The following is a 19,174-nucleotide window of genomic DNA, read 5'->3' on the forward strand; positions in this document are numbered from 1 at the left end:
AGGGGAAACCTCCATGACCATGACCCGAGCCTACAGTCTCCTTGAGATCAAGGAGATTGACGAAGAGTCGCGCCGTATCACCGGCATCGCCTCTACGCCCAAGACGGATAGGGCGGGCGATATCGTCATGCCTGAAGGCGCGGTCTTCACGCTGCCCATCCCGTTCCTTTACCAGCACGACAGCCGACAGCCGATCGGCCACGTCATTGAAGCGAAGGTTTCGAAGAAGGGCATCGAAATTGTCGCGGAAATCGCCCAGGGCGTGCACGAGGATATCGACAAGGCCTGGAAATACATCAAGGCCGGCCTGGTTCGCGGGCTGTCCATCGGCTTCCGTGGCATCGACACCGAGCAGATCCCCAATTCCTGGGGCATGATCTTCGAGAAATGGGAATGGCTCGAGCTCTCGGCTGTGACCATCCCGGCCAATGCCGATGCCACCATTCAATCCATCAAGCAATACGACGCCGAGGCGCTGAAAGCAGCGACCGGCGCCGAACCCAATCCTGCTGACGCCGACCCTGCCGCGACCGGCAAGGAGGGCCGTGTGGTCAAGCTGGATGCTCCTGCCCGCGATCGGGCGAAACCCTTCATCATCCGCTCGATCAAGAGGACACTCTCATGAGCAAAATTGCAGAACAGATCGCGGCCTTCGAACAGAAGCGTGCCGCGCTCGTCGCCGCCAACGACGCCATCATGACCAAGGCGGCCGAAGATGGCTCGACCCTCGACAAGGAACAGAAGGAAGCCTTCGACGGCAACTCCGCTGACATTGCCGAGATCGACGACCACCTGAAGCGCATGAAGTCGATGGAAAAGGCCCTCGGCGAAGGCGCAAAGCCCGTCGACGGCCAGACCCTGAAGACCGGCACCGACAGCCGCGTCCCGGCCCAGATCAAGGCCGCCAAGCCTGCCCCCGGCATTCAGTTCGCTCGTTTCGCGCGCTGCATGATTCTGGGCAAGAAGACCGGCACGCCGGCCGTCGAGATCGCCAAGAGCGAGTATGGCGAGCGTGATCCGCACATCGTGGAACTGGTGCAGAAGGCCAATATCTCGGCCGTCAATTCGACCACCGACGCCTCCCTTTTCGGCAACGAAGCGGGCATCGCCGATTATGTCGAGTTCCTGCGCAACCAGACCATCGTCGGCAAGTTCGGCCAGAATGGTGTCCCGGCTCTCCGCCGTGTGCCGTTCTACTATCCCGTGGTGACCCAGGCTTCTGGCGGCACTGCTTACTGGCCTGCTGAAGGATCGGCCAAGCCGATGACCAAGCCGACCTGGAGCCGCACCGAACTGACACCCCTGACGATCGCCGGCCTTGCCGCCGTCACTCTGCAGGCGCTGCGGTTCTCGACCCCGAGTGCTGAAATCGCCCTTCGCGACGATCTCACCGCTGCTGTGATCGAGGCCATAGACTCGGCCTTCATCGACCCGGCCAATGCTGGTTCGGCCGGCGCCAAGCCCGCGTCGATCACCAATGGCATCACCGGCACCGCAGCTTCCACTGGTGGCGATGCTGATGCGATCCGGGCCGATGCCCGCGCCGCGATGCTGGTGTTCGTCCAGGCGAAGAACCCGCTGACTTCCGGTGTCTGGATCATGTCCGGCTCCAATGCCCTCGGCCTGGCCATGATGGTCAATGCCCTCGGCCAGTCGGAATTCCCGGGCGTCACCGTCAATGGCGGCACCTTCATGGGTCTGCCCGTCATCGTGTCGGAAGCCGCGGGCACCACCATCACGCTGGTCAATGCCGGCGACGTGTGGCTGGCCGATGATGGCGGTGTGAACGTCGACATGTCGGGCGAAGCCTCCCTGCAGATGGTCGACAACCCGACGGGAACTTCCACGGGCGCCGATCCGGTCGAAGCTACTCTGGTGTCGATGTTCCAGACGAACTCCATGGCGATCCGCGTCGAAAAGTTCATCAACTGGGCTCGTCGCCGTCCGACCGGCGTTGCCACCATCACCGCGGCCGAGTGGGGCTCGGAAGCCACCTCGCCGTAATCGGCGAAGGTCTTTCTTTGAGGGCGGGCAATGATGCCCGCCCTTTCTCGTGGAGATTGAAAATGCCCAAGCTGATCGCGACCAAGGGCCTGCGCTACGCCACTCGCCGCATGATGGCGGGCGACGAGTTCGAGGCGAACAATCGTGATGCCAGAGTGCTGGTGGCCATTGGCAAGGCCCGGCCCATGCGGATGCCGGGTTCGATTGATGCCCCGCCGCCGGCCATTGTCGAGAAGGCGAAGCAGGTGGCCGCCAAGACGTCGGATGACGACAAGGGTGCGCTGAACAAGTTGCGCGCCGACTATCAGACGCTCGTGGGGAAGAAGCCCTTTGCTGGCTGGAAGGCCGGCGAGCTGCAGCGCCGGATCGATGAGGCCCTGGCTTCCTGACGATGGATATCGTCTATCCCTACAAGAGCGCGCCGGATGATCTGGAACTGCGCTACTCGCTTCGCTCGCTGGCCAATGTGCCACACGACAGGGTTTTTGTTGCCGGCGACAAGCCACTCATCATCGGCCCAGCCGTGCAGCACGTCCCCGAGGCGAGAATTGACGATCGGTATCAGTCATCGACGGCCAATATCGTTGCTGCAATTTGGGCAGGCGATATCAAGGGTCAGTTCGTCGTCATGCACGACGACATCTTCGTCTTGCGTCCGTGGGTTTTTCGACACGAGCACCGTGGTACGATCGCCGAATATTTGCGCAGTGGTGAGGCTTCGGGGGAGTATCGAAGCTATATCGAGAGCACACGCGATATCCTGGTGTCGAAAGGCATTGCCGATCCGCTCTGGTTCGGCCTGCACACGCCGACGGTCTATGACGCGCAGCGTCTTCTCGAAATGGTGGAGGGTTTCGAGGGCCACCGATATCTGCTCCGGACCTTGTACCACAATCTGCACCCGGCACCGGCCGCGCGCCGCGGCGATGTCAAGGCACGCCTCTGGGGCGAGCCGTCGGCCACCGCCGACATACTGTCCATTTCTGATGACGTCGCGCGGTCGCATAGCTTTCGCCGGTGGATCGCTGCCAGGTTCCCGGATCGATGCCGATACGAAATCGCGACGACTGGCAAATGCCTGATCCTGGGCTATGGCCCCACGCTCTGGGTCGATGTCGAACAAGCCCTAGACGGGGCTGACTACGCTGCGGTGATCGCCTCTCCCGAGGCCGCCGAACATTGGCCGGGCGACGTGCTCGCCATTGCCCATGACGATGACCATGCCGACCGGATCGCGCGATCCATCGGCTTTGATGATGTGACCTGGTGCGGACGCACGAAGGAGGCAGCGTGAAGATTTTCGGCCTCGAAATTCAGCGCGCAACCGCGTCGGACTATCGTCCAAATGGCTCCGCGCGCGTTCCCGATGCAGGCGCGCCCAGCAAGAAGCTCGTGTCTCCCGTGAACCAAAATCGCGGTTGGTGGCCGCTAATCCGCGAGGTCTATGCCGGCGCTTTTCAGCGCAATGTCGAAGTCAAAATGGAAAGCGTGCTTTCCTTCCATGCGGTCTTCGCCTGCCAGACCCTCATCGCCTCCGATATTGCCAAGCTGCGCATCATGCTGGTCCAGCAGGATAATGATGGCATCTGGAATGAGGTGAAGAAGCCCGCCTATTCGCCGGTGCTGCGCAAGCCAAACGGCTATCAGAACCGGATACAGTTCTTCGAAAGCTGGGTGCTGTCGAAGCTCCAGTTCGGCAACTCGTATGTGCTCAAGGCTCGCGATGGTCGCGGTGTCGTGGTCGCTCTCCATGTGTTGGACCCGAAGCGGGTGAAGCCTCTTGTCGCCGACAATGGTGACGTCTTCTACGAACTGAGCACTGACACGTTGGCCGGGCTTCCCGATCGCGTCATAGTGCCCGCACGGGAGATGATCCACGACCGGTTCAACTGCATGTTTCACCCCTTGGTGGGGCTGTCTCCGATCTTCGCCAATGGCCTGGCCGCCACGCAGGGCCTGAATATCCAGAACAATTCGGCGCTGTTCTTTGAGAACGGGTCGATGCCAGGCGGCGTGCTGCTGGCGCCCGGTCATATCGGCGACGATACCGCCGCGCGGCTCAAAGAGAGCTGGGAAAGCAAGTTCAGCGGCAATAACCGCGGCAAGATCGCGGTGCTAGGCGACAATCTCAAGTTCGAGCAGATGACGGCCAAGGCCACCGACTCCCAGATGGTCGAGCAGCTCAAGTGGTCGGCCGAGGTGGTTTGCTCGACCTATCATGTGCCGCCCTACAAGATCGGGATCGGTGCCCAGCCGACCTATAACAACGTCCAGGCGCTTAACACTGAGTATTATTCGCAGTGCCTGCAGGTCCACATCGAGAGCATAGAGCTTTGTCTTGATGAGGGCCTGGCCACCGGGGAAATGCTGGGCACCGAGTTCGACCTCGACAATCTCCTGCGCATGGATAGCGGCACGCAGATGGACGTGCTCGAGAAGTCCAAAGGCAAACTGACGCCCAATGAGCAGCGCAAGCGCCTGAACTTGCCTCCGAAAGAGGGTGGCGACACCGTCTATATGCAGGAACAAGATCACAGCCTCGAATGGCTGGCGCGCCGCGATGCCCAGCCTATTGAGGCTCCGGTGCCGCCGTCCACTGAGCCGGATCCAGAGCCTGAAGTATCGGGCGATGCGCTAGCCGATGCAGCCAAGTCGATCCTTGAAGCCGAGTTCAAGGAAATCACGCCACTGCTCGCTCTGCCGAAGCCGAAAAGGGCCGCCTGATGAAGGAAAAGGAACTCTCCCTTCTGATGAAGGGCATGGCCCCGGTCATCGGCGCGTTGATCTCCAAGTCGGTGCAGCCGCTCGTCGACCGCCTCGCAGAGTTGGAGCAGCAAATCGCCGACATGCCGGTGCCCAAGGATGGGCGCGACGGTGTGGACGGCAAGGACGGCTCTGATGGCAAAGACGGTGCGGATGGCGAGCCTGGCCAGGACGGCAAGGATGCTGAGCCGGTTTCGGCCGAAGACATCGCAAAGGCTGTCGCGGAATACCTCGCTGCAAACCCGCCTGCTGCCGGCAAGGATGGCCGCGACGGCATCGACGGCAAAGACGGGGCGGTGGGCGCCGATGGCAAGGATGGTGCTCCCGGCATGAATGGCAAGGATGGTGCTCCCGGCCGGGATGGTGCCGACGGCAAGGATGGCGTCGGCTTGGCCGATGCCATCATCGACCGGAAAGGCGTCCTGGTGCTGACCATGACCGATGGGCGGGTGAAGGAACTCGATGTCGTTGTGGGTAGCGATGGGACTGATGGGGCTCCGGGCAAGGATGGCTCCGCCGGCCGGGATGGCTTCGGCTTCGATGACCTCGATCTGATCGAGGGCGAAGAGGGGGTGTCGCTCCGGTTCGTCCAAGGCGAGGCATCCAAGGACTTTGCCCTACCTGTGGTCTTTGACCGTGGCGTCTATCGCGAGGGTGGCACCTATCGGAAGGGCAATGGCGTCACCTGGGGCGGCTCGTACTGGATTGCCCAGAAGGATGATCCCAGCAAGCCCGATACCCCTGATAGCGGTTGGCGGTTGGCCGTGAAAAAGGGGCAGAACGGCAAGGACCTGACCAAATGAGCCTTGTCACTGTCGAGGAAGTCAACAATGCGCTGCGGCTCGATCTGGAAGCCGATGTCGGCGGCGATCTGTCGGGTGACGGCGGCGAGGAAACTGGTCGGCTCGATGATATAGAACTGAAGATCGCCCAGGCTGAGGCTATCGTTCTCGGCTTCATCCAGCCCGCGCCAGATCCTGCCTGGACGCACGATACCGTGCCCAAGGAGGTGTCGGCCGCCATCGTCATCGCGGTGCGGTGCCTGCTCGATGACACCGAAGAGAGCATGGCCATACTGTCGGGTCTCTCCGGTATTACTGGTTTCGATGCCCGCAACCCGATCGCCGCGCTGCTCTGGCGGCGTCGTGATCCGTCCTTCGCATAGGTGAAGCCATGACACAGCACGGCCGGCGCATTCGTTTTCTGGTTGATTGGGATTGGAAGCCCAGCCCGATGGCTACGATCGCCTATAGGGCAGGTCAGACCTACTATGTGACCATAGCGTGCGCTGAGAAGGCCATTGCGCTCGGCAAGGCTGAGCAGGTGGTCGGGGCAGGCGCCCCACCAGCAGGCATCAGTGCAACGCTCGCTCGCAAGCGCCGCAAGAAGGCAGACAACAATGCCTGATGGTAACCGCCGGCACGGGGCCTTGCGCTATCGCCTTCATTTTCAGAACCGTCCGACCGTCGATGATGGCTACGGCAATCAAGTGCCGGGTGGCGACTTCGAGACGGTGCAGACAATAGCGGCTGGCATGGCACCGCGCACAGGCGGGGAGGGCGTGACAGCGGCCCGGCTGGACGGCCGCCAGCCCTTCGTTATCACGGTGCGATGGGCGGCATGGCTGCTCGATGTCACGCCGGCATGGCGGCTGGTCGATGCGCGTAATTCGAACCGGGTGCTGAACGTCCTGTCGCCGCTTGCCGATCCTGACGGTAAACGGCAGTGGCTTGAATTCCTTGCCCAAGAGGGTGGAGCACCGAGCTGATGGCAGTCCTTGGTCTGCCGAGCCTGCGGAAGAAGCTCAAGCGCCTGCCGCAACTGGCTGAGCAGGAAATCCGCAAGGCGATGGAAATCAGCGCCGCGGAGGTCGTGGCGCTGGCAAAGTCTTTGGTGCCGCGCGCCTCTGGTGACCTGGCCGAATCTATCGGCTGGACCTGGGGCGCCGCTCCCGAAGGGTCGATGACTCTGGGTGAGGTGAGGGGCTCGGGAAATCTGCGTATCACGATCTATGCCGGCAACAACCAGGCCTTTTATGCTCGCTGGGTCGAATTCGGCACGTCGCCCCACGAAAATGAGGGCAGGTTCGCCGGGAGCGACCATCCGGGTACGCGAGCGCAGCCCTTCTTCTACCCAGCATGGCGCGCTGTGCGCCGTCGGGTGAAGGGGCGGGTGACACGAGCGATCAACAAGTCCGCCAAGCGGGCGGCAGCGGGAGGCTGACATGGCCGATGCCAGCTTTGAGCTGATCAAGGCGATGATGGATGCACTCAAGGCGTCCTCGGCCGTCACCGCCTTCGTCGGAAATCGCGTCTACGACCGTGTGCCAGAAAAACAGAACGGCACGCCCAACGTGCCTTTTCCCTACATCTCGCTGGGTCCGGACACGATGATCCCTGAGACCTTCGACTGCTTCGAGGCCGAAGAGATCACGATCCAATGGGACATCTGGTCCAGCGGCAACGGTGAAGCCTATGGCACGGCGCAGTGTCGCAAGATTTGCGACGCCGTGAAGAGGGCGTTGCACAATGTCGAACTGAGCCTGCCGTCCCATGGACTGGTCTCGCTGAGCCTGGAGCTTCGCCGCATCCTCGATGATCCCAATCCCGCCATCAACCATGGCGTGATGCAGTTCACCGGTCAGGTCGACCTGCTCGACTAACAACTCAAGCATGAGTGCGCCTTTGTCTTCTTCGGTTTTCACGCTAGAATCCCGGTATGATTGGCACTTGTTCTATACCGGGATGTGGCACTCCGCTTCCAAAGGGAGCGACCAAATATTGCGGCCAGTCTTGTGCCCGGAAGGGTGAAGAGGCACAGCGCAAGGTGAAGCGACAAGCGCGAGGCGCAGTGCTCGTGGGCAAAGAAAGAGCCTGTGCAGGTTGTCGTGCCCCGTTCATCGCTACTGGACCAGCGGCCAAATGGTGCGACGAATGCCGGGTGATCGCTAACCGGGAAAAGACTGCGCGGTTCCGTGCTGCCCATCCAGCTAGAGCGGCGGAGCAGCAGCGGAGGCATAGCGCTGATCGGCGCGATACGCCGCAGAGGAGAGAGTGGAGCCGAGACTATCATCGCCAGTACACGAGGAAGCGGCGGCAAAACCCTAGACACAGGCTCGACCACCGGATGGGGCAACTGGTGCGCAATGGGCTGGCGGGAGTGAAAGGCGGGAGAGCTTGGGAGGCACTGGTCGGATACTCGATCAGCGACCTTATGGCTCACCTAGAGCGGCAGTTCTTGCCGGGAATGTCATGGGCGAACATTGGCGACTGGCATGTAGATCACATACTGCCTCGAGCGATGTTCACCTATTCGAGCGAACAGGACCCCGACTTTCGTGCGTGTTGGGCCCTGACGAACCTCCGCCCTCTCTGGTCGGAGGCTAACCTAGAGAAGGGCGCTAAACGCGTCTTCCTGTTGTAGGCGGCCTCCGCCGACCTGAAACCATTATAGGCCCCGCACCGGGGCCTTTTTCATTGGAGACACTTGATGACAAAGCCAGTAACGACCAAAGGCGGGCTTCTCCGCATCCTGCTGGGCTCCGGTTCGGGCCCTATTGTCTATGCCGCACCCTGCGGCCTAACCTCCAAGTCCCTGACGATCAGCAAGGGGCTGGAAGAGGTCAATATCCCCGATTGCGACGACCCCACGGCGATCGACTGGCTGGGCCGTGATGCCACCAGCCTCAGCATGTCCGTGGAAGGCGAGGGCGTCCTTGCCGAAGCCGCCGTCGAGACGTGGGCCGATGCCGCGGAAAGCGCGGACTCAGTACCGGTGAAAATCGAGCTCGAATTTCCCACGACGACCTGGACCTGGACCGGGCTGATGCACCTGGAAAGCGCGCAGTTCGGCGCCCCGAGCAATACCGGGCGCGTCACGGTCAACATTTCCATGCAGAGCGATGGCGAGATGGTCCGCACGTCCGGTGCTTCGAGCTGATGAGCCGAGACGCATCGATCGGCCCGCTGTCTTGGGCCGATGGCAAATACACGTTCCGGCTGGGCTGGGGCGAACTGGCATTGCTCCAGGAAGCGACCGACTGCGGCCCGCTGTTCCTGATCGAGCGGCTGGGCGGCAAGCATTGGCGCATCGGTGACATCAGTGCCGCCATTCGCCTGGGGCTGATCGGCGGAGGGCTGGAACCGGCCAATGCGCTCAAGCTGGTGGAAGCCTATGTGGAGAGCCGTCCGCCGATGGAAAACGTCATGCTGGCCTATGCCATCGTGGCGGCTGGAGTGCAGGGGGCTCCTGACGAACCGCTAAAAAAACCTCGGGGGAGGGCGAGGGGCAAAAGCTCGACGGCCTCCCCGACGGAAAGTGGCGATTCGGCTTGATCTACGGCCTGGGCGCGGCGATGGGCTGGACGGTCCAAGACGTGAAGGCGTCGTCGGTGTGGGAGTTCTGGACGGCGTTCCAGGGCTATGTCGAAGCCAATTCGCCTAAGCAGGGCAACAAGCTCAGCGAAGACGACAAGGACCGCATCTGGCAGCGGATGCAGGAGCTTGAGGCGGCGTCAGGAGCCATCCTCTCAACGCAGACCTATGTGCTCGAAGGCGCCCATCTGGTGCCGGCCGGCGTGGTGACATTCGAGGTTCAATAGATGGCGACCACTGACATCGAACGCCTCGTGGTCTCGCTCGAGGCCAGCATCACCAAATACGAGCGCGCCATGCAGCGGGCGGTAGGGCAAACCAATACAGCAGCCAAGCGCATGGAAAACCGCTTCGCCAGCATGAACCGCAAGCTCGAAAGCGGATTTGTGGGACTCCAGCGCGGTATCGCGGTCGCCTTTGCATCAGCGGCGGCCGTTCGCGGCGCGACGCAGCTTATCGACAGCGCAACCCGAATTGAAAATAGCCTCAAGGTCGCCGGGCTTGCTGGCGCCGAACTGGAACAGGTCTATGACCGGTTGCGGGATTCCGCCCTGCGCAACGCGGCGCCGCTGGAAAGTCTAGTCACCCTTTACGGACGCATTGCCCTTGTTCAGAACGAACTTGGGGTATCCAGCGCCCAAATCGAGACCTTCGCGAATGGCGTAGCTATGGCCCTTCGTGCGTCAGGCCAATCCGCGCAGGAAGCGTCTGGAGCCTTGATGCAGTTGAGCCAAGCGCTCGGTTCTGGGACCGTTCGCGCCGAAGAATTTAGTAGCATCCAGGAGGGCGCCCCGACCATCTTGCAAGCCGCGGCAGCCGGCATTCGCGAAGCTGAAGGTTCAGTCGCCAAGCTGCGCGCGATCATGCTGGAGGGCAACCTATCTTCGAAGGCGCTGTTTGACGGTTTCCTTGCGGGTTCCCAGATACTTGAGGAAAAGGTTGCCAACTCCACCCTGACGGTTTCGCAGGCGATGGAGAACCTGCAGACGCGCCTGATCGATGTTGCGCGCGACTTCGACAAGGGCACCGATGCGAGCGCCCTTCTGGCAGAGGGTATCGTCAACCTAGGTGATGGCATTGCTGACTTGGCAGTGTTTCTCGACAATATCGTCGGTCCGCTCCAGACGTTCATTGCTGGGATGAATGATGGCATCGCCGCGGCCCAGGGGCTTGCCAACGAGATTTCGCGCATCACCGGCCTTGAACGTTTCGGCTTTGACGCCGCTGTTGCGACAAACAATTTGACTGGCGGCGCTGGTTTGGTCGCCAACAGCAGTGCCGCGGGCCGGGTCGTTACCCGAACATTCGAAATGATCGGCAAGACGCCGCAGGACGAAGCGCTTGCCCGCGCACTGGCTGGTGAAACACCTCCAACCCCTCTGACAGTTGTGGTGGATGGCGCCGGACCGATCAGTGTCAACGATCCGCAATATCGACCGACTACCGGCACCAGTGGCGGGGGCGGTGGCAAGTCCAGCCTCGATCGTTTCAATGAGGCTGTGGCGGCCCAGGAACGGGAAACCGCTGCCCTGGAGCGCAAGACAACCTTGCTCGCCCAACTCAACCCACTGGTCAACGACTACGGCTTTGCGGTCGAACGCCTCAACGCCCAGATCGAACTGGAGAATGCGGCCAAGGAGGCCGGTCTCCCGCTCGACGAGAAGCGACAGCAGCAGATCGATACGCTGGCCAGCGGTTACGCCCGTGCGACGGCCGAGGCCGCGCGCCTTGCAGAAGCGCAGGGCCTCGTCGCGGAAAGTGCCGATGCGATGGGTCAGGCAGGCCGGGATGCTCTCGACACGATCATCGACGGGTTCCTCGAGGGTAAGGACGCAGGCGACGTGCTGAACAGCGTCTTCAAGGACCTCAGCAAGAACCTGCTGAACATCGGACTCAATCTTCTGGGCGGCGGCATGAAAGCGGGTGGGTTCAATCCGCTGAGCTTTCTGGGCTTCGCGGGCGGCACGGCCAACACTGGTGGTCGCCGGGGAGAAGCTCGCGGCGTTGTTCATGGCCAGGAGGCGGTTATCCCGCTCCCGGCCGGTGGGAAGGTGCCTGTAGACCTGCGGCTGCCGACGTTGCCGTCCGCAGCCGCAGCGTCGCAGCAATTGACAGTTCACGTCGTGTCCGATGACGAGAAGTTCAGTGCCTATGTGACGGACATATCCGGACGGGTGGTCGCACAGGCGGCGCCGCAGATCATGACCGCTTCAGTGGGTCAGGCGAACAAGGCCGCGCCGGCTGCATTGGCGCGCTACCAGCAGCAGCGGGGCGGGAGCGATTATCGTGTCTGATGTCGATTTCACCCACTGGCCGACCGAGTTGCTGACGCCTCAGGCATCGCCTTTCGATCCCCGGCCGTTCACGCGCTCCGGTGGTCGCACGCTGGGCGGTCTGTCCCGCTTTACCCGGACCGATCGCGGCTTCTGGATCGGCAGCTACAAGAACATCATCTTTCGCCGCGGACAGCAGTCCGACCAGGCGCGGGCGTGGACGAAACTTCGGACATATCTGGGCGGTCAGGCCGGGCTGGTGGCAGTTCCGATCTGCTCGACACGCTATTGGGCCGCCGAGGGCTTTCAGGACTTCACTCCGGGCCTCTACCCGCACGATGACGACACGCCGTTTGACGATGATACGCTATACTCAGAGGGCCGCGTGCATATCGAAATGGCGGCCTTCGCGCCGCTGTCCTCAACGATCGTGACACTTCGGCTGGTCGACGCGCCGACGGCCGGTGGCATCCGGTTCAGCTACCAGCACGCCATGTATGAAACTGGCGCGGTCATTGAGCAGACCGGGGGGGACACATATCGCGTCCCGGTGTTCCCTGCCATTCGGCAGGCTATCCCGGCAGACGCGTGGCTCGAAGCGGACAAGCCGACGGTGCTGTGTCGCCTTGCGACCGATGCTGAAATGGATCTGGAGTTTCCCGGCGCTGGCATGCCGCGGCCAACGATCAACTTCGTCGAGGCCGTCGACGTCTGGAACGACCTTGCGCTTGAGGCGGCATAGATGGCGGTCAAATCGATCAAGGTTCTGGTCAAACTCGACTTCCCGAATGGCGCCACGTTCCGTCTGTGGGATGGTTCCGGCCCCTATCTCGATGCCAATGGCGAACTCTGGCAGGGCGTTCGGCTGAATGACGGGCTTGATCAGATTGAGAGCGCCATGAACGGCGAGGCGGTCACCCTGCTGCTCTCGGTATCGGGGGTGAATGAGGAAGGCGCCGGGCTGGCCTTCGAAGACTTGGAAGCCGGGAACGTCATTGGCGGCACGGTGCAACTGAGCATCCAGCCCCTGGACGAATGGGACCAGCCCGAAGGCGATGTCGAAGTTCGTTTCACGGGCAGCATCGACAATATGCCGATGGATGATGCCGCCATGGAAGAGGGGATTGTTTCGACGATCACGCTCGAGGTGACGAACCGCTTCGACCTGCGCACGCTTACCAGCGGCGGGGTGCTGTCGGACGTGGATCAGAAGGCACGTTCGGCAATCCTCAATCCCGGCGCGCCGAACGACCGATTTGCCGAGCGCATCGCCGGCCTCGCTGACAAGACCATCGTCTGGCCCCGGTTCAGTTGATGCCTAACTGGACTCGTTTCGATACCCGCGCCTTGATCGAGGCGGCGGAGGATAGGCCACGCATGTCGCGCGCAGTGGTGCGGATCATTCGCCGGCACCACGGCGAGGATGGCCTGGTGGAGCGCATGGCGCGGCTGGAGACCTTCATTCGGCTGACGCATTCTCGTCCGTTCGAGTGGGGCACGTCCGACTGCTCCTTGATGGTGGCGGACTGGTGCGTTGAGAACGGCCACGAAGACCCCGCATCGGCGTGGCGCGGCACTTACACGACCGAAGCCGAGTGCCGGGCCCTGATTGCCCAGCGCGGCGATCTTGCCGCTGTGGTGGCTGCCTGTGCGGCAATGGCACGCCTGAAGGTGCTTGCCGAACCAGAGCTCGGCGCCGTTGCCGTGGTCGGCTCCAAATCGAACCCAGACCGGCAGTGGTCGGCGATCTGGAACGGGCGCCGCTGGATGGTTCGCTGGCAATCACGCAGCGGTCCGATGTGGTCGCCCTTCGTAGTGACACCCCTTGGAATATGGCGGGTCTAGATGCCAACTGCTATTGCCGGCGCAATCCTACCTTGGGTGATCCAGGGCCTGGGAGCCTTGGGTATTCCATTGGCGACCATCGCCGCTATCGCTGTGCCGGTGGCGCTGGGGGCGTCCTATCTGCTGCTGGCCGGCGCCGCATACCTGGTCAGCGCGGCGTTCCAACCGGCAAAGCCTGAGGCTCCAAAGCCGGAAGATGGCAAGTTCAACCTCAAGCAATCGGTGCCGCCGCTCGTATATGTACTGGGCAAGGTAAAGAAGGCCGGCGACTATGCCTTTCTGGAAGAGAAGGGTGGCACCGCGTACCACATCACGGTCTGGGCCGGGCACCACATCAAGGGCTTCACCCAGCACTGGCTGCATGACGAGCCGGCAACGCTCAGCGGCGGGAATACCGTCAGCGCGCCGGCACACTTCAACAACAAGGTGACGATCCTCACCCGTCTGGGCGACGCGGCCTCCACCGCCTATGCCAACATCGTCGCCGCCTTTCCGACGATCTGGACCAACGACCACCGTGGCGACGGGCGGGCCACCGTCATGATGGCGGTCAAATCGGTTGATACCGAGAGCCTGCAGAAAACCTATCCTTCGGGGATGCCCCAGCACTCGGCCGAGGGCGAGGGGCACGATGGGCTGATCGATCCGCGGACCGCCGAGGCGGGATATTCGGAGAACTTCGCGGTGTTCCGTTATTGGCACCTGGCCCACCCGGTTGGCGCCAAGCTGACGATTAATGCGCTCCACGCCCCCGATTGGGCCCACGCTGCCGACGTGTGCGACGAGACCGTGCAGAACCGCGAAGGAGACGACGAGCCCCGCTACCACGGCGGCATGTGGTTCAGGGCGAACAATGACCCTGTGAATGTTGGCCGGTTGATGGATCAGGCAGCCGATCTCTTGATCTACGAGCGCGCCGACGGCAAGGTTGGGGTTCACGCGGGGGAATTTGTCGAGCCTGACGTCCGTCTAACCGCCAACGACATCATCAATCTGAACTACGACCCCTACAAGCGTAAAGCTAGCAACGTGCTGGCGGTGCGGGGCCGCTTTACCGATCCGGAAAAAGGATACAACACCGTCGATGCCGCCATCTATGGCGCTCCCTATCCAAGCGACGACGAGCGAACGAAGACGGTCGAAAATCAGGCGGTGAAGCGGCACAATCACATGTCGCGCTTGCAGAAGCTGGCCTACGTCCGGGCTCGTGCGCCCCGTGTGCGTATCCTGGCGCACTATGAGCCAGCACGGCAGGTGCCATATCGCCGGTTCATCCGGGTGCATATGCCGCCCAAGCTGACCGAGGCGGTGATCGAGATCACGGGGCGCCCGACTCTGTCACTGCGCAACCTGACATACGAGTTTGAGGGCATCGTGGTGCCATCGACGCTTTATGCGTTCGATGCGACGACCGAAGAAGGCGTGCCGGGCGCGAATGTTCTGCCGGTGGAACGCGATGATATCCCCGTACCGGAGGGCTTCTCGCCCACTGTCGAGGTCGAGGAGGTCGGTGGCGGATCGTCCGCCGCGTTCATCAAGGCGATAGTCGATTTCCAGAACGACCTGTTCCAATACGAGTTGGAATGGCAGCCGACGGCGAGCGGGCCGGTGCAATCGGCGCTCGGCGTGGCTGGCGAGACAGAGGTGCGCAGCACCTATCTGGCAGACGGGGTCGAATATCGTGCGAGGGCGAGAACCTGGTCGACGGGAGCCTCGTCGAACTGGACCGACTACGTCGTTCTGACCGCAACCGCCGATCCAACGCCCCCCAATGATGTGACGGGGGTATCGGGAACCGGTGGAGCAGGCCAGATCACGTTCAACTGGACGGCCCCGAACAGCGCCAACTATCACGGCTCGCACCTCTATTGGCACACCGCCAATGTCTTTGGGGCGGCTACCCTTGCCGCGACCGAATATGGCGCGCCCAACGCTGCCGACAGTCGGATCGTCACGGGCATCAGCGCCGGCACCCGATACGGCTGGGTGGTGGCCATCAACGGGTCTGGCGTCGAAGCCGATCCCGTCGCCACCGGCGCTATCACTGTGACTTGAGGATGATCAAATGCTGATTGGACAGGGCAGCGGGCGCAACGGGGATCATTACCTGTTCCGGCCCTCGGGCGTGCCAGGCGATGCCAGCATGTTCATCGATTTCGTGAATCAGCGGGCATGGCGAGGGCTGGTGGAGCCGATCGCGTTCGATAATGCGTTCTCCTGCGATCGGGGCAGCGCCGGCTATGCGCCCAATGCAGCCGGGGTGCTGGTGCCGTTTGCAGCGGATGAGCCGCGCATTACGGACGTGGGGATATTGATCGAGCCGGCAGCGACCAACCTGTGCCTTTGGTCCAACGACATTGCGAATGCCGCATATGTGCTGACTTCGGGGGCGAGCAAGACTAGCGATGTGATCGCTGCCCCTGACGGAAGCATGACCGGGGACATGGTTACCTATGGTGACGGCACCCTGGCGTTCCAGATGTACCAGATCATCCCCGTCGCCGAGGGCACTCAGTACACCTACAGCTACTACGCCCGCCTCGGGACTAAGCTTCGCAACCGCTATGCCATCTACAACAACACGGCCGGTGCCTGGATCGTCACTGAGGCAATTGCTACCGGCGTGACTTCCGGGGCGTGGACCCGCGTCAAGGTGACCTTCACGACCCCAGCGGGTTGTACGGGCATTCGAGTATATCCGGACCGGTTCACTGCCAATATCGATGGGCCCACCGGCAGCACGATCTACATCTGGGGGCAGCAACTTGAAGCCGGGCCCGCTGCGTCATCGCCCATCGAAACCACCAGCAGCACCGCCACCCGCGCGGCCGACGCCATCACCGTCGCGCTGCCATCCGGCACACATGACCTGATCCTCACCTTCGACGACAACAGCACGCAAGTCCTCGACGACAAGTCTGGCGACTACCTGCTGCCAGCCGATCTGCTCAACCGCCGCACGATCAAGACCCTCAAGGCCATCGCGGCCTAGCGCGTCCCCACTTCGCCACACCTGCCCAACCCGCCGTCAGCGCGGGCTTTTTTCGTTTGGAGCCATCCATGTCGCTGCTCTCCCCCCGCACCGTTTTCGTCCCCGGCCTCAAGCCGAAGAAGTCCGAGATCATTCAACTGCTCGAAGGCATTCGCGACGGCAGCATCTTCGTGGTTGCGCGCGACACCAAGGCCAACCTGCTGACTGTCACCCCCGAAGCTGAGGATGGCGTCGCCCCGGTCGGCTATGTGCTGTCCGATCCAGTTGGGAGCAACAACGGCGTCTATAGTTGGACGGGCTCGACATGGGTGCGCGAGAGAGGTTTCCCCGACACGCTCTCCGCCCTGACCAATGTTGGCGGCACTGCAAATGCGGTGACTGCCGAGACCCGGCCCGGCATCGATCCTGCCGAGGTGGTGGTCTACCTCGTCCAGCCGGCGGTGAACAATACCGGGGCCATGACGCTGGCGATCAATGGCGGCGATCCGAAGCCGATCCTGGACGTCAATGGCGCGGCGATGGCAGCAGGGCTTTGGACCGCGGGGCGCCTGATCCAGTTCGTCGACAACGGGGATGAATACCGCCTGATCAGCGATCCCGACGCGGATGGTGCGTCCGCCAGTGCCGCGGCCAGTTCGCAGGAGGCGCGTGACGCCCTTACGGCGCTGTTGCAGAAGTTCCTGGGCCGCTTCGTGGACAACACGGCGGCCTCGGTGGCCGCTGCGGCTGTGCCGGGCGGGGCCGTCTCCGGCATGATCTACTGGAACACCACGAGCAGCGTGTTCCGGTATTGGGACGGCGATAGTTGGGAAACGATCCCCTATGCCACCGTCGCCGACGGAGCGATCACCGCCGCGAAGTTGGAGACGGCGCTGGCCGCTCAAGTGGTGCCGCGCACGTCCAGCCTGACGATCAATGTGCCGACGGACTATCCGACCGTCCAGGAGGCGATCGAAGCGGCATCGATGATCCGGTTTAAGGCCGGGCGTATCGTGATCGTGAACATTGAAAGCGGACACCTGATCTCGACGCCTATCGAGTTGGTAAACACCAACTTTTCTGGTCTGACCATCAACTCGGTCGATGCCGTGGTCGGGCTAGATGACAGCTTCCCGAAGATTTTTCCGGCGGCAAGGTGGGATGGCGCCGGCACGCGTTGTAAGCGCGATGGGGCTGCTCTGTCCGGTGTCGTCGATGGCAAGAAGGGCATCGTCAGCTTCTGGGCCAAGTTTAATGGCGGCGACAGCTCCGCGCAGCCGCTCATCCGGGGCCGCGATGGCACCAATCTCAGATTCACCGTTTTTCGCCACACGGATGGGAAATGGTATGTTCAAGGACGCGACTCCGCCGGGACGCTCGTCTTGTCCATATCGAGCAATTCGGTCTGGAACGTCGCTGACGGATATCATCATGTTTTCGCGAGTTGGGACTTGGCGACCGGCCGGGCACAACTCTACATCAACGACATCGACGATCGTGCAGCCGCACCGACGGTCACCAACACGGCCATCGACTACACCGTGACGGATTGGGGTTTTGGTTGCGAGCCCACTTCTGCAGCAGATCAGACCCCCACCTTCAACGGCGACTTGGCCGAGGTCTACATCAACCTGGCGGAGAGCATCGACCTCAGCGTCGAGGGCAACCGTCGGAAATTCCGCCAGGCGAGCGGTGCGCCAGAGGTTCTTGGCAAGTTCGCGACGCGGCCGACCGGCACTCGACCTGCACTCTCGTTCGGCGGGGTTTTCCAGTCCTTCCGCGTCAACAAGGGCACGGGCGGAAAGTTCACCAGTTCGGGGAGCTTCACGCCCGCACCAAATTACCCCGATGGCACGTCAGCGGGAGAGGCGGCAGGTGACGGCGCTCACATTCTGTCGCTCAGGAACTGCAGCGGCATCACATGGAACATCCTCGTTGACGGAGATGGGCACGCCTTCCAGGGCATGGACCTCTATCGCTCAGACCTCCAGGTCGGCGGAACCGGCAAGGGCATCAAGAACTGCCTCGAAGACAATATCGAGGCAAACAAGGGATGCCGCGTGACAGCGCGTGACTCGATCTTCAGCGGCGCAGGATATCGCGGCATTCAGGTTGATGGTGGCTCGTATGTCGATGGCGTTGGCGCAAATGTCTCGGAGAGTTTCTGGGGCGTGAACGCGCAGAATGGCTCCTTGTTCGACGGCTCGCCAGAGGGCGGGGCGGACAGCCCGGTGAACGCAACGGGCTGTTACGACCGCGCCGTAATCGCGGATGAGCTTTCCAAAGTGACGCTCTGGCAGGCCGATCTTACCGGATGCGGCGGAACCTACTGTGTCGAGATCGCTTCTGGCGCGAATGTCTACATGGAGTCTGCCCGCACCAACAACAGCGGCGCCTTGGTCGGCTTCTTTTATAAGCCCAGCCTGACCGACATCAACGTCGCAGCGTTCAACACACTCTACCACAACGGCGTCGTGTTCGCTCCGACATGGGTTGCCTGAATGGAGAAGCCTGGCTATTTCCCAGGCTTCTCCATTTTGCTTTAGGTGGCCGCGAAAGTGATGCCGCAGTTCTTAATGCGGTTGACCTGTTCGATGGCAGCCATTTCGCCTTTGAGCCTAGCCACTTCGGCTGCGGCCGCGCCGTCGCCCTTCATGAAGAAAGCCGCCGGCCAGAACAGCACCACAGCAACGGTCGTCATTGCCACGTCGCTGCTGCGGTTTTGGTCTTGCTTGCCAGCAGCGGCCAGTGCTCGGGCAGACACCCCTTCCGCTTCCTGACGCAACTGCGTGCAGCTTAGATTCTCGTAAAGTCCAGTTGAAACGTAGGTTGGTGCTATATCCTTCGGAGCCGAAGCGCATCCGGCCAGCATCGACGCCGCGCCCAGCGCGATTGCAGTTTTCCTAAACATCATGAAAAGTCTCCCCCTTTATGGGGGCAGACTG

At 62.1% G+C, this 19,174-nt stretch carries 22 protein-coding genes; 21 read left to right on the top strand and 1 reads right to left on the bottom strand.

Annotation, left to right across the window (positions count from 1 at the left end):
* Positions 1–13 precede the first annotated feature (13 nt).
* The 21 genes from ASD04_RS19750 to ASD04_RS16065 all read left to right on the top strand — a co-directional run bounded on the left by ASD04_RS19750 (position 14) and on the right by ASD04_RS16065 (position 18,730).
* Complete coding sequence (locus ASD04_RS19750) at positions 14–625, top strand: HK97 family phage prohead protease (protein ID WP_056259125.1); 612 nt, start codon at positions 14–16, stop codon at positions 623–625.
* Positions 622–2,004, top strand: coding sequence for a phage major capsid protein (locus ASD04_RS15970; protein WP_056259128.1), 1,383 nt, complete (start codon positions 622–624; stop codon positions 2,002–2,004). The genes ASD04_RS19750 and ASD04_RS15970 overlap by 4 nt, the downstream gene beginning before the upstream one ends.
* 62 nt (positions 2,005–2,066) lie before the next feature.
* The gene (locus ASD04_RS15975) at positions 2,067–2,393 is read left to right on the top strand and encodes a hypothetical protein (RefSeq protein ID WP_056259132.1); all 327 of its coding nucleotides are present in this window, start codon (positions 2,067–2,069) and stop codon (positions 2,391–2,393) included.
* A 2-nt stretch (positions 2,394–2,395) separates the two neighbouring features.
* Positions 2,396–3,298, top strand: a complete 903-nt coding sequence (locus ASD04_RS15980) for a hypothetical protein (protein WP_056259136.1) — start codon at positions 2,396–2,398, stop codon at positions 3,296–3,298.
* Complete coding sequence (locus ASD04_RS15985) at positions 3,295–4,728, top strand: phage portal protein (protein WP_082531279.1); 1,434 nt, start codon at positions 3,295–3,297, stop codon at positions 4,726–4,728. Before ASD04_RS15980 ends, ASD04_RS15985 begins: the two co-directional genes overlap by 4 nt.
* Positions 4,728–5,570, top strand: a complete 843-nt coding sequence (locus tag ASD04_RS15990; protein ID WP_056259139.1) for a collagen-like protein — start codon at positions 4,728–4,730, stop codon at positions 5,568–5,570. Before ASD04_RS15985 ends, ASD04_RS15990 begins: the two co-directional genes overlap by 1 nt.
* Positions 5,567–5,932, top strand: a complete 366-nt coding sequence (locus tag ASD04_RS15995; protein ID WP_056259141.1) for a hypothetical protein — start codon at positions 5,567–5,569, stop codon at positions 5,930–5,932. Before ASD04_RS15990 ends, ASD04_RS15995 begins: the two co-directional genes overlap by 4 nt.
* 8 nt (positions 5,933–5,940) lie before the next feature.
* Positions 5,941–6,174 (top strand): hypothetical protein, encoded by a 234-nt coding sequence (locus ASD04_RS19520; protein WP_156461286.1) that lies wholly within the window; start codon positions 5,941–5,943, stop codon positions 6,172–6,174.
* Positions 6,167–6,535, top strand: coding sequence for a head-tail adaptor protein (locus tag ASD04_RS16000; RefSeq protein ID WP_056259144.1), 369 nt, complete (start codon positions 6,167–6,169; stop codon positions 6,533–6,535). Before ASD04_RS19520 ends, ASD04_RS16000 begins: the two co-directional genes overlap by 8 nt.
* Positions 6,535–6,990: an HK97-gp10 family putative phage morphogenesis protein gene (locus ASD04_RS16005; RefSeq protein WP_056259147.1), complete on the top strand. Its 456-nt coding sequence runs from the start codon at positions 6,535–6,537 to the stop codon at positions 6,988–6,990. The genes ASD04_RS16000 and ASD04_RS16005 overlap by 1 nt, the downstream gene beginning before the upstream one ends.
* A gap of 1 nt (position 6,991) precedes the next feature.
* Positions 6,992–7,429, top strand: a complete 438-nt coding sequence (locus tag ASD04_RS16010) for a DUF3168 domain-containing protein (RefSeq protein WP_056259150.1) — start codon at positions 6,992–6,994, stop codon at positions 7,427–7,429.
* Positions 7,430–8,256: 827 nt separating this feature from the next.
* On the top strand, positions 8,257–8,706 hold the full coding sequence (locus ASD04_RS16020) for a phage tail tube protein (protein ID WP_056259155.1): 450 nt from the start codon (positions 8,257–8,259) through the stop codon (positions 8,704–8,706).
* A complete protein-coding gene (locus ASD04_RS16025; RefSeq protein WP_056259160.1) occupies positions 8,706–9,101 on the top strand; it encodes a gene transfer agent family protein in 396 nt (131 codons plus the stop codon). The genes ASD04_RS16020 and ASD04_RS16025 overlap by 1 nt, the downstream gene beginning before the upstream one ends.
* A complete protein-coding gene (locus tag ASD04_RS16030; RefSeq protein WP_056259162.1) occupies positions 9,098–9,367 on the top strand; it encodes a hypothetical protein in 270 nt (89 codons plus the stop codon). The genes ASD04_RS16025 and ASD04_RS16030 overlap by 4 nt, the downstream gene beginning before the upstream one ends.
* A complete protein-coding gene (locus tag ASD04_RS16035) occupies positions 9,368–11,434 on the top strand; it encodes a tape measure protein (RefSeq protein ID WP_056259166.1) in 2,067 nt (688 codons plus the stop codon). It abuts the gene before it with no gap.
* Positions 11,427–12,155, top strand: coding sequence for a hypothetical protein (locus ASD04_RS16040; RefSeq protein WP_056259170.1), 729 nt, complete (start codon positions 11,427–11,429; stop codon positions 12,153–12,155). Before ASD04_RS16035 ends, ASD04_RS16040 begins: the two co-directional genes overlap by 8 nt.
* Positions 12,156–12,728, top strand: a complete 573-nt coding sequence (locus ASD04_RS16045) for a hypothetical protein (protein ID WP_056259173.1) — start codon at positions 12,156–12,158, stop codon at positions 12,726–12,728. It abuts the gene before it with no gap.
* Between the two features lie 62 nt (positions 12,729–12,790).
* Positions 12,791–13,258, top strand: a complete 468-nt coding sequence (locus ASD04_RS16050; RefSeq protein ID WP_156461287.1) for a hypothetical protein — start codon at positions 12,791–12,793, stop codon at positions 13,256–13,258.
* 69 nt (positions 13,259–13,327) lie between these two features.
* Positions 13,328–15,313, top strand: coding sequence for a hypothetical protein (locus tag ASD04_RS16055; protein WP_244488339.1), 1,986 nt, complete (start codon positions 13,328–13,330; stop codon positions 15,311–15,313).
* Between the two features lie 10 nt (positions 15,314–15,323).
* Positions 15,324–16,250 carry a carbohydrate binding domain-containing protein gene (locus tag ASD04_RS16060; RefSeq protein ID WP_056259182.1) on the top strand — a complete coding sequence of 309 codons (927 nt, stop codon included), beginning with the start codon at positions 15,324–15,326 and terminating at the stop codon, positions 16,248–16,250.
* Positions 16,251–16,318: 68 nt separating this feature from the next.
* Complete coding sequence (locus tag ASD04_RS16065; protein WP_056259184.1) at positions 16,319–18,730, top strand: LamG-like jellyroll fold domain-containing protein; 2,412 nt, start codon at positions 16,319–16,321, stop codon at positions 18,728–18,730.
* 41 nt (positions 18,731–18,771) lie between these two features.
* Here ASD04_RS16065 and ASD04_RS16070 read toward each other — a convergent pair whose 3' ends face one another.
* Positions 18,772–19,143 (bottom strand): hypothetical protein, encoded by a 372-nt coding sequence (locus tag ASD04_RS16070; RefSeq protein ID WP_056259187.1) that lies wholly within the window; start codon positions 19,141–19,143, stop codon positions 18,772–18,774.
* Positions 19,144–19,174 lie beyond the last annotated feature (31 nt).

Origin of the sequence: Devosia sp. Root436, assembly GCF_001426345.1 — a bacterium.
Classification (GTDB): Bacteria; Pseudomonadota; Alphaproteobacteria; order Rhizobiales; family Devosiaceae; genus Devosia.

What these genes read in the sequence shown, in the direction of transcription:
- ASD04_RS19750 (WP_056259125.1), top strand. Translation starts at nt 14, where the DNA reads ATGACCATGACCCGAGCCTACAGTCTCCTTGAGATCAAGGAGATTGAC.
- ASD04_RS15970 (WP_056259128.1), top strand. Translation starts at nt 622, where the DNA reads ATGAGCAAAATTGCAGAACAGATCGCGGCCTTCGAACAGAAGCGTGCC.
- ASD04_RS15975 (WP_056259132.1), top strand. Translation starts at nt 2,067, where the DNA reads ATGCCCAAGCTGATCGCGACCAAGGGCCTGCGCTACGCCACTCGCCGC.
- ASD04_RS15980 (WP_056259136.1), top strand. Translation starts at nt 2,396, where the DNA reads ATGGATATCGTCTATCCCTACAAGAGCGCGCCGGATGATCTGGAACTG.
- ASD04_RS15990 (WP_056259139.1), top strand. Translation starts at nt 4,728, where the DNA reads ATGAAGGAAAAGGAACTCTCCCTTCTGATGAAGGGCATGGCCCCGGTC.
- ASD04_RS15995 (WP_056259141.1), top strand. Translation starts at nt 5,567, where the DNA reads ATGAGCCTTGTCACTGTCGAGGAAGTCAACAATGCGCTGCGGCTCGAT.
- ASD04_RS19520 (WP_156461286.1), top strand. Translation starts at nt 5,941, where the DNA reads ATGACACAGCACGGCCGGCGCATTCGTTTTCTGGTTGATTGGGATTGG.
- ASD04_RS16000 (WP_056259144.1), top strand. Translation starts at nt 6,167, where the DNA reads ATGCCTGATGGTAACCGCCGGCACGGGGCCTTGCGCTATCGCCTTCAT.
- ASD04_RS16005 (WP_056259147.1), top strand. Translation starts at nt 6,535, where the DNA reads ATGGCAGTCCTTGGTCTGCCGAGCCTGCGGAAGAAGCTCAAGCGCCTG.
- ASD04_RS16010 (WP_056259150.1), top strand. Translation starts at nt 6,992, where the DNA reads ATGGCCGATGCCAGCTTTGAGCTGATCAAGGCGATGATGGATGCACTC.
- ASD04_RS16020 (WP_056259155.1), top strand. Translation starts at nt 8,257, where the DNA reads ATGACAAAGCCAGTAACGACCAAAGGCGGGCTTCTCCGCATCCTGCTG.
- ASD04_RS16025 (WP_056259160.1), top strand. Translation starts at nt 8,706, where the DNA reads ATGAGCCGAGACGCATCGATCGGCCCGCTGTCTTGGGCCGATGGCAAA.
- ASD04_RS16035 (WP_056259166.1), top strand. Translation starts at nt 9,368, where the DNA reads ATGGCGACCACTGACATCGAACGCCTCGTGGTCTCGCTCGAGGCCAGC.
- ASD04_RS16045 (WP_056259173.1), top strand. Translation starts at nt 12,156, where the DNA reads ATGGCGGTCAAATCGATCAAGGTTCTGGTCAAACTCGACTTCCCGAAT.
- ASD04_RS16050 (WP_156461287.1), top strand. Translation starts at nt 12,791, where the DNA reads ATGTCGCGCGCAGTGGTGCGGATCATTCGCCGGCACCACGGCGAGGAT.
- ASD04_RS16060 (WP_056259182.1), top strand. Translation starts at nt 15,324, where the DNA reads ATGCTGATTGGACAGGGCAGCGGGCGCAACGGGGATCATTACCTGTTC.
- ASD04_RS16065 (WP_056259184.1), top strand. Translation starts at nt 16,319, where the DNA reads ATGTCGCTGCTCTCCCCCCGCACCGTTTTCGTCCCCGGCCTCAAGCCG.
- ASD04_RS16070 (WP_056259187.1), bottom strand. Translation starts at nt 19,143, where the DNA reads ATGATGTTTAGGAAAACTGCAATCGCGCTGGGCGCGGCGTCGATGCTG.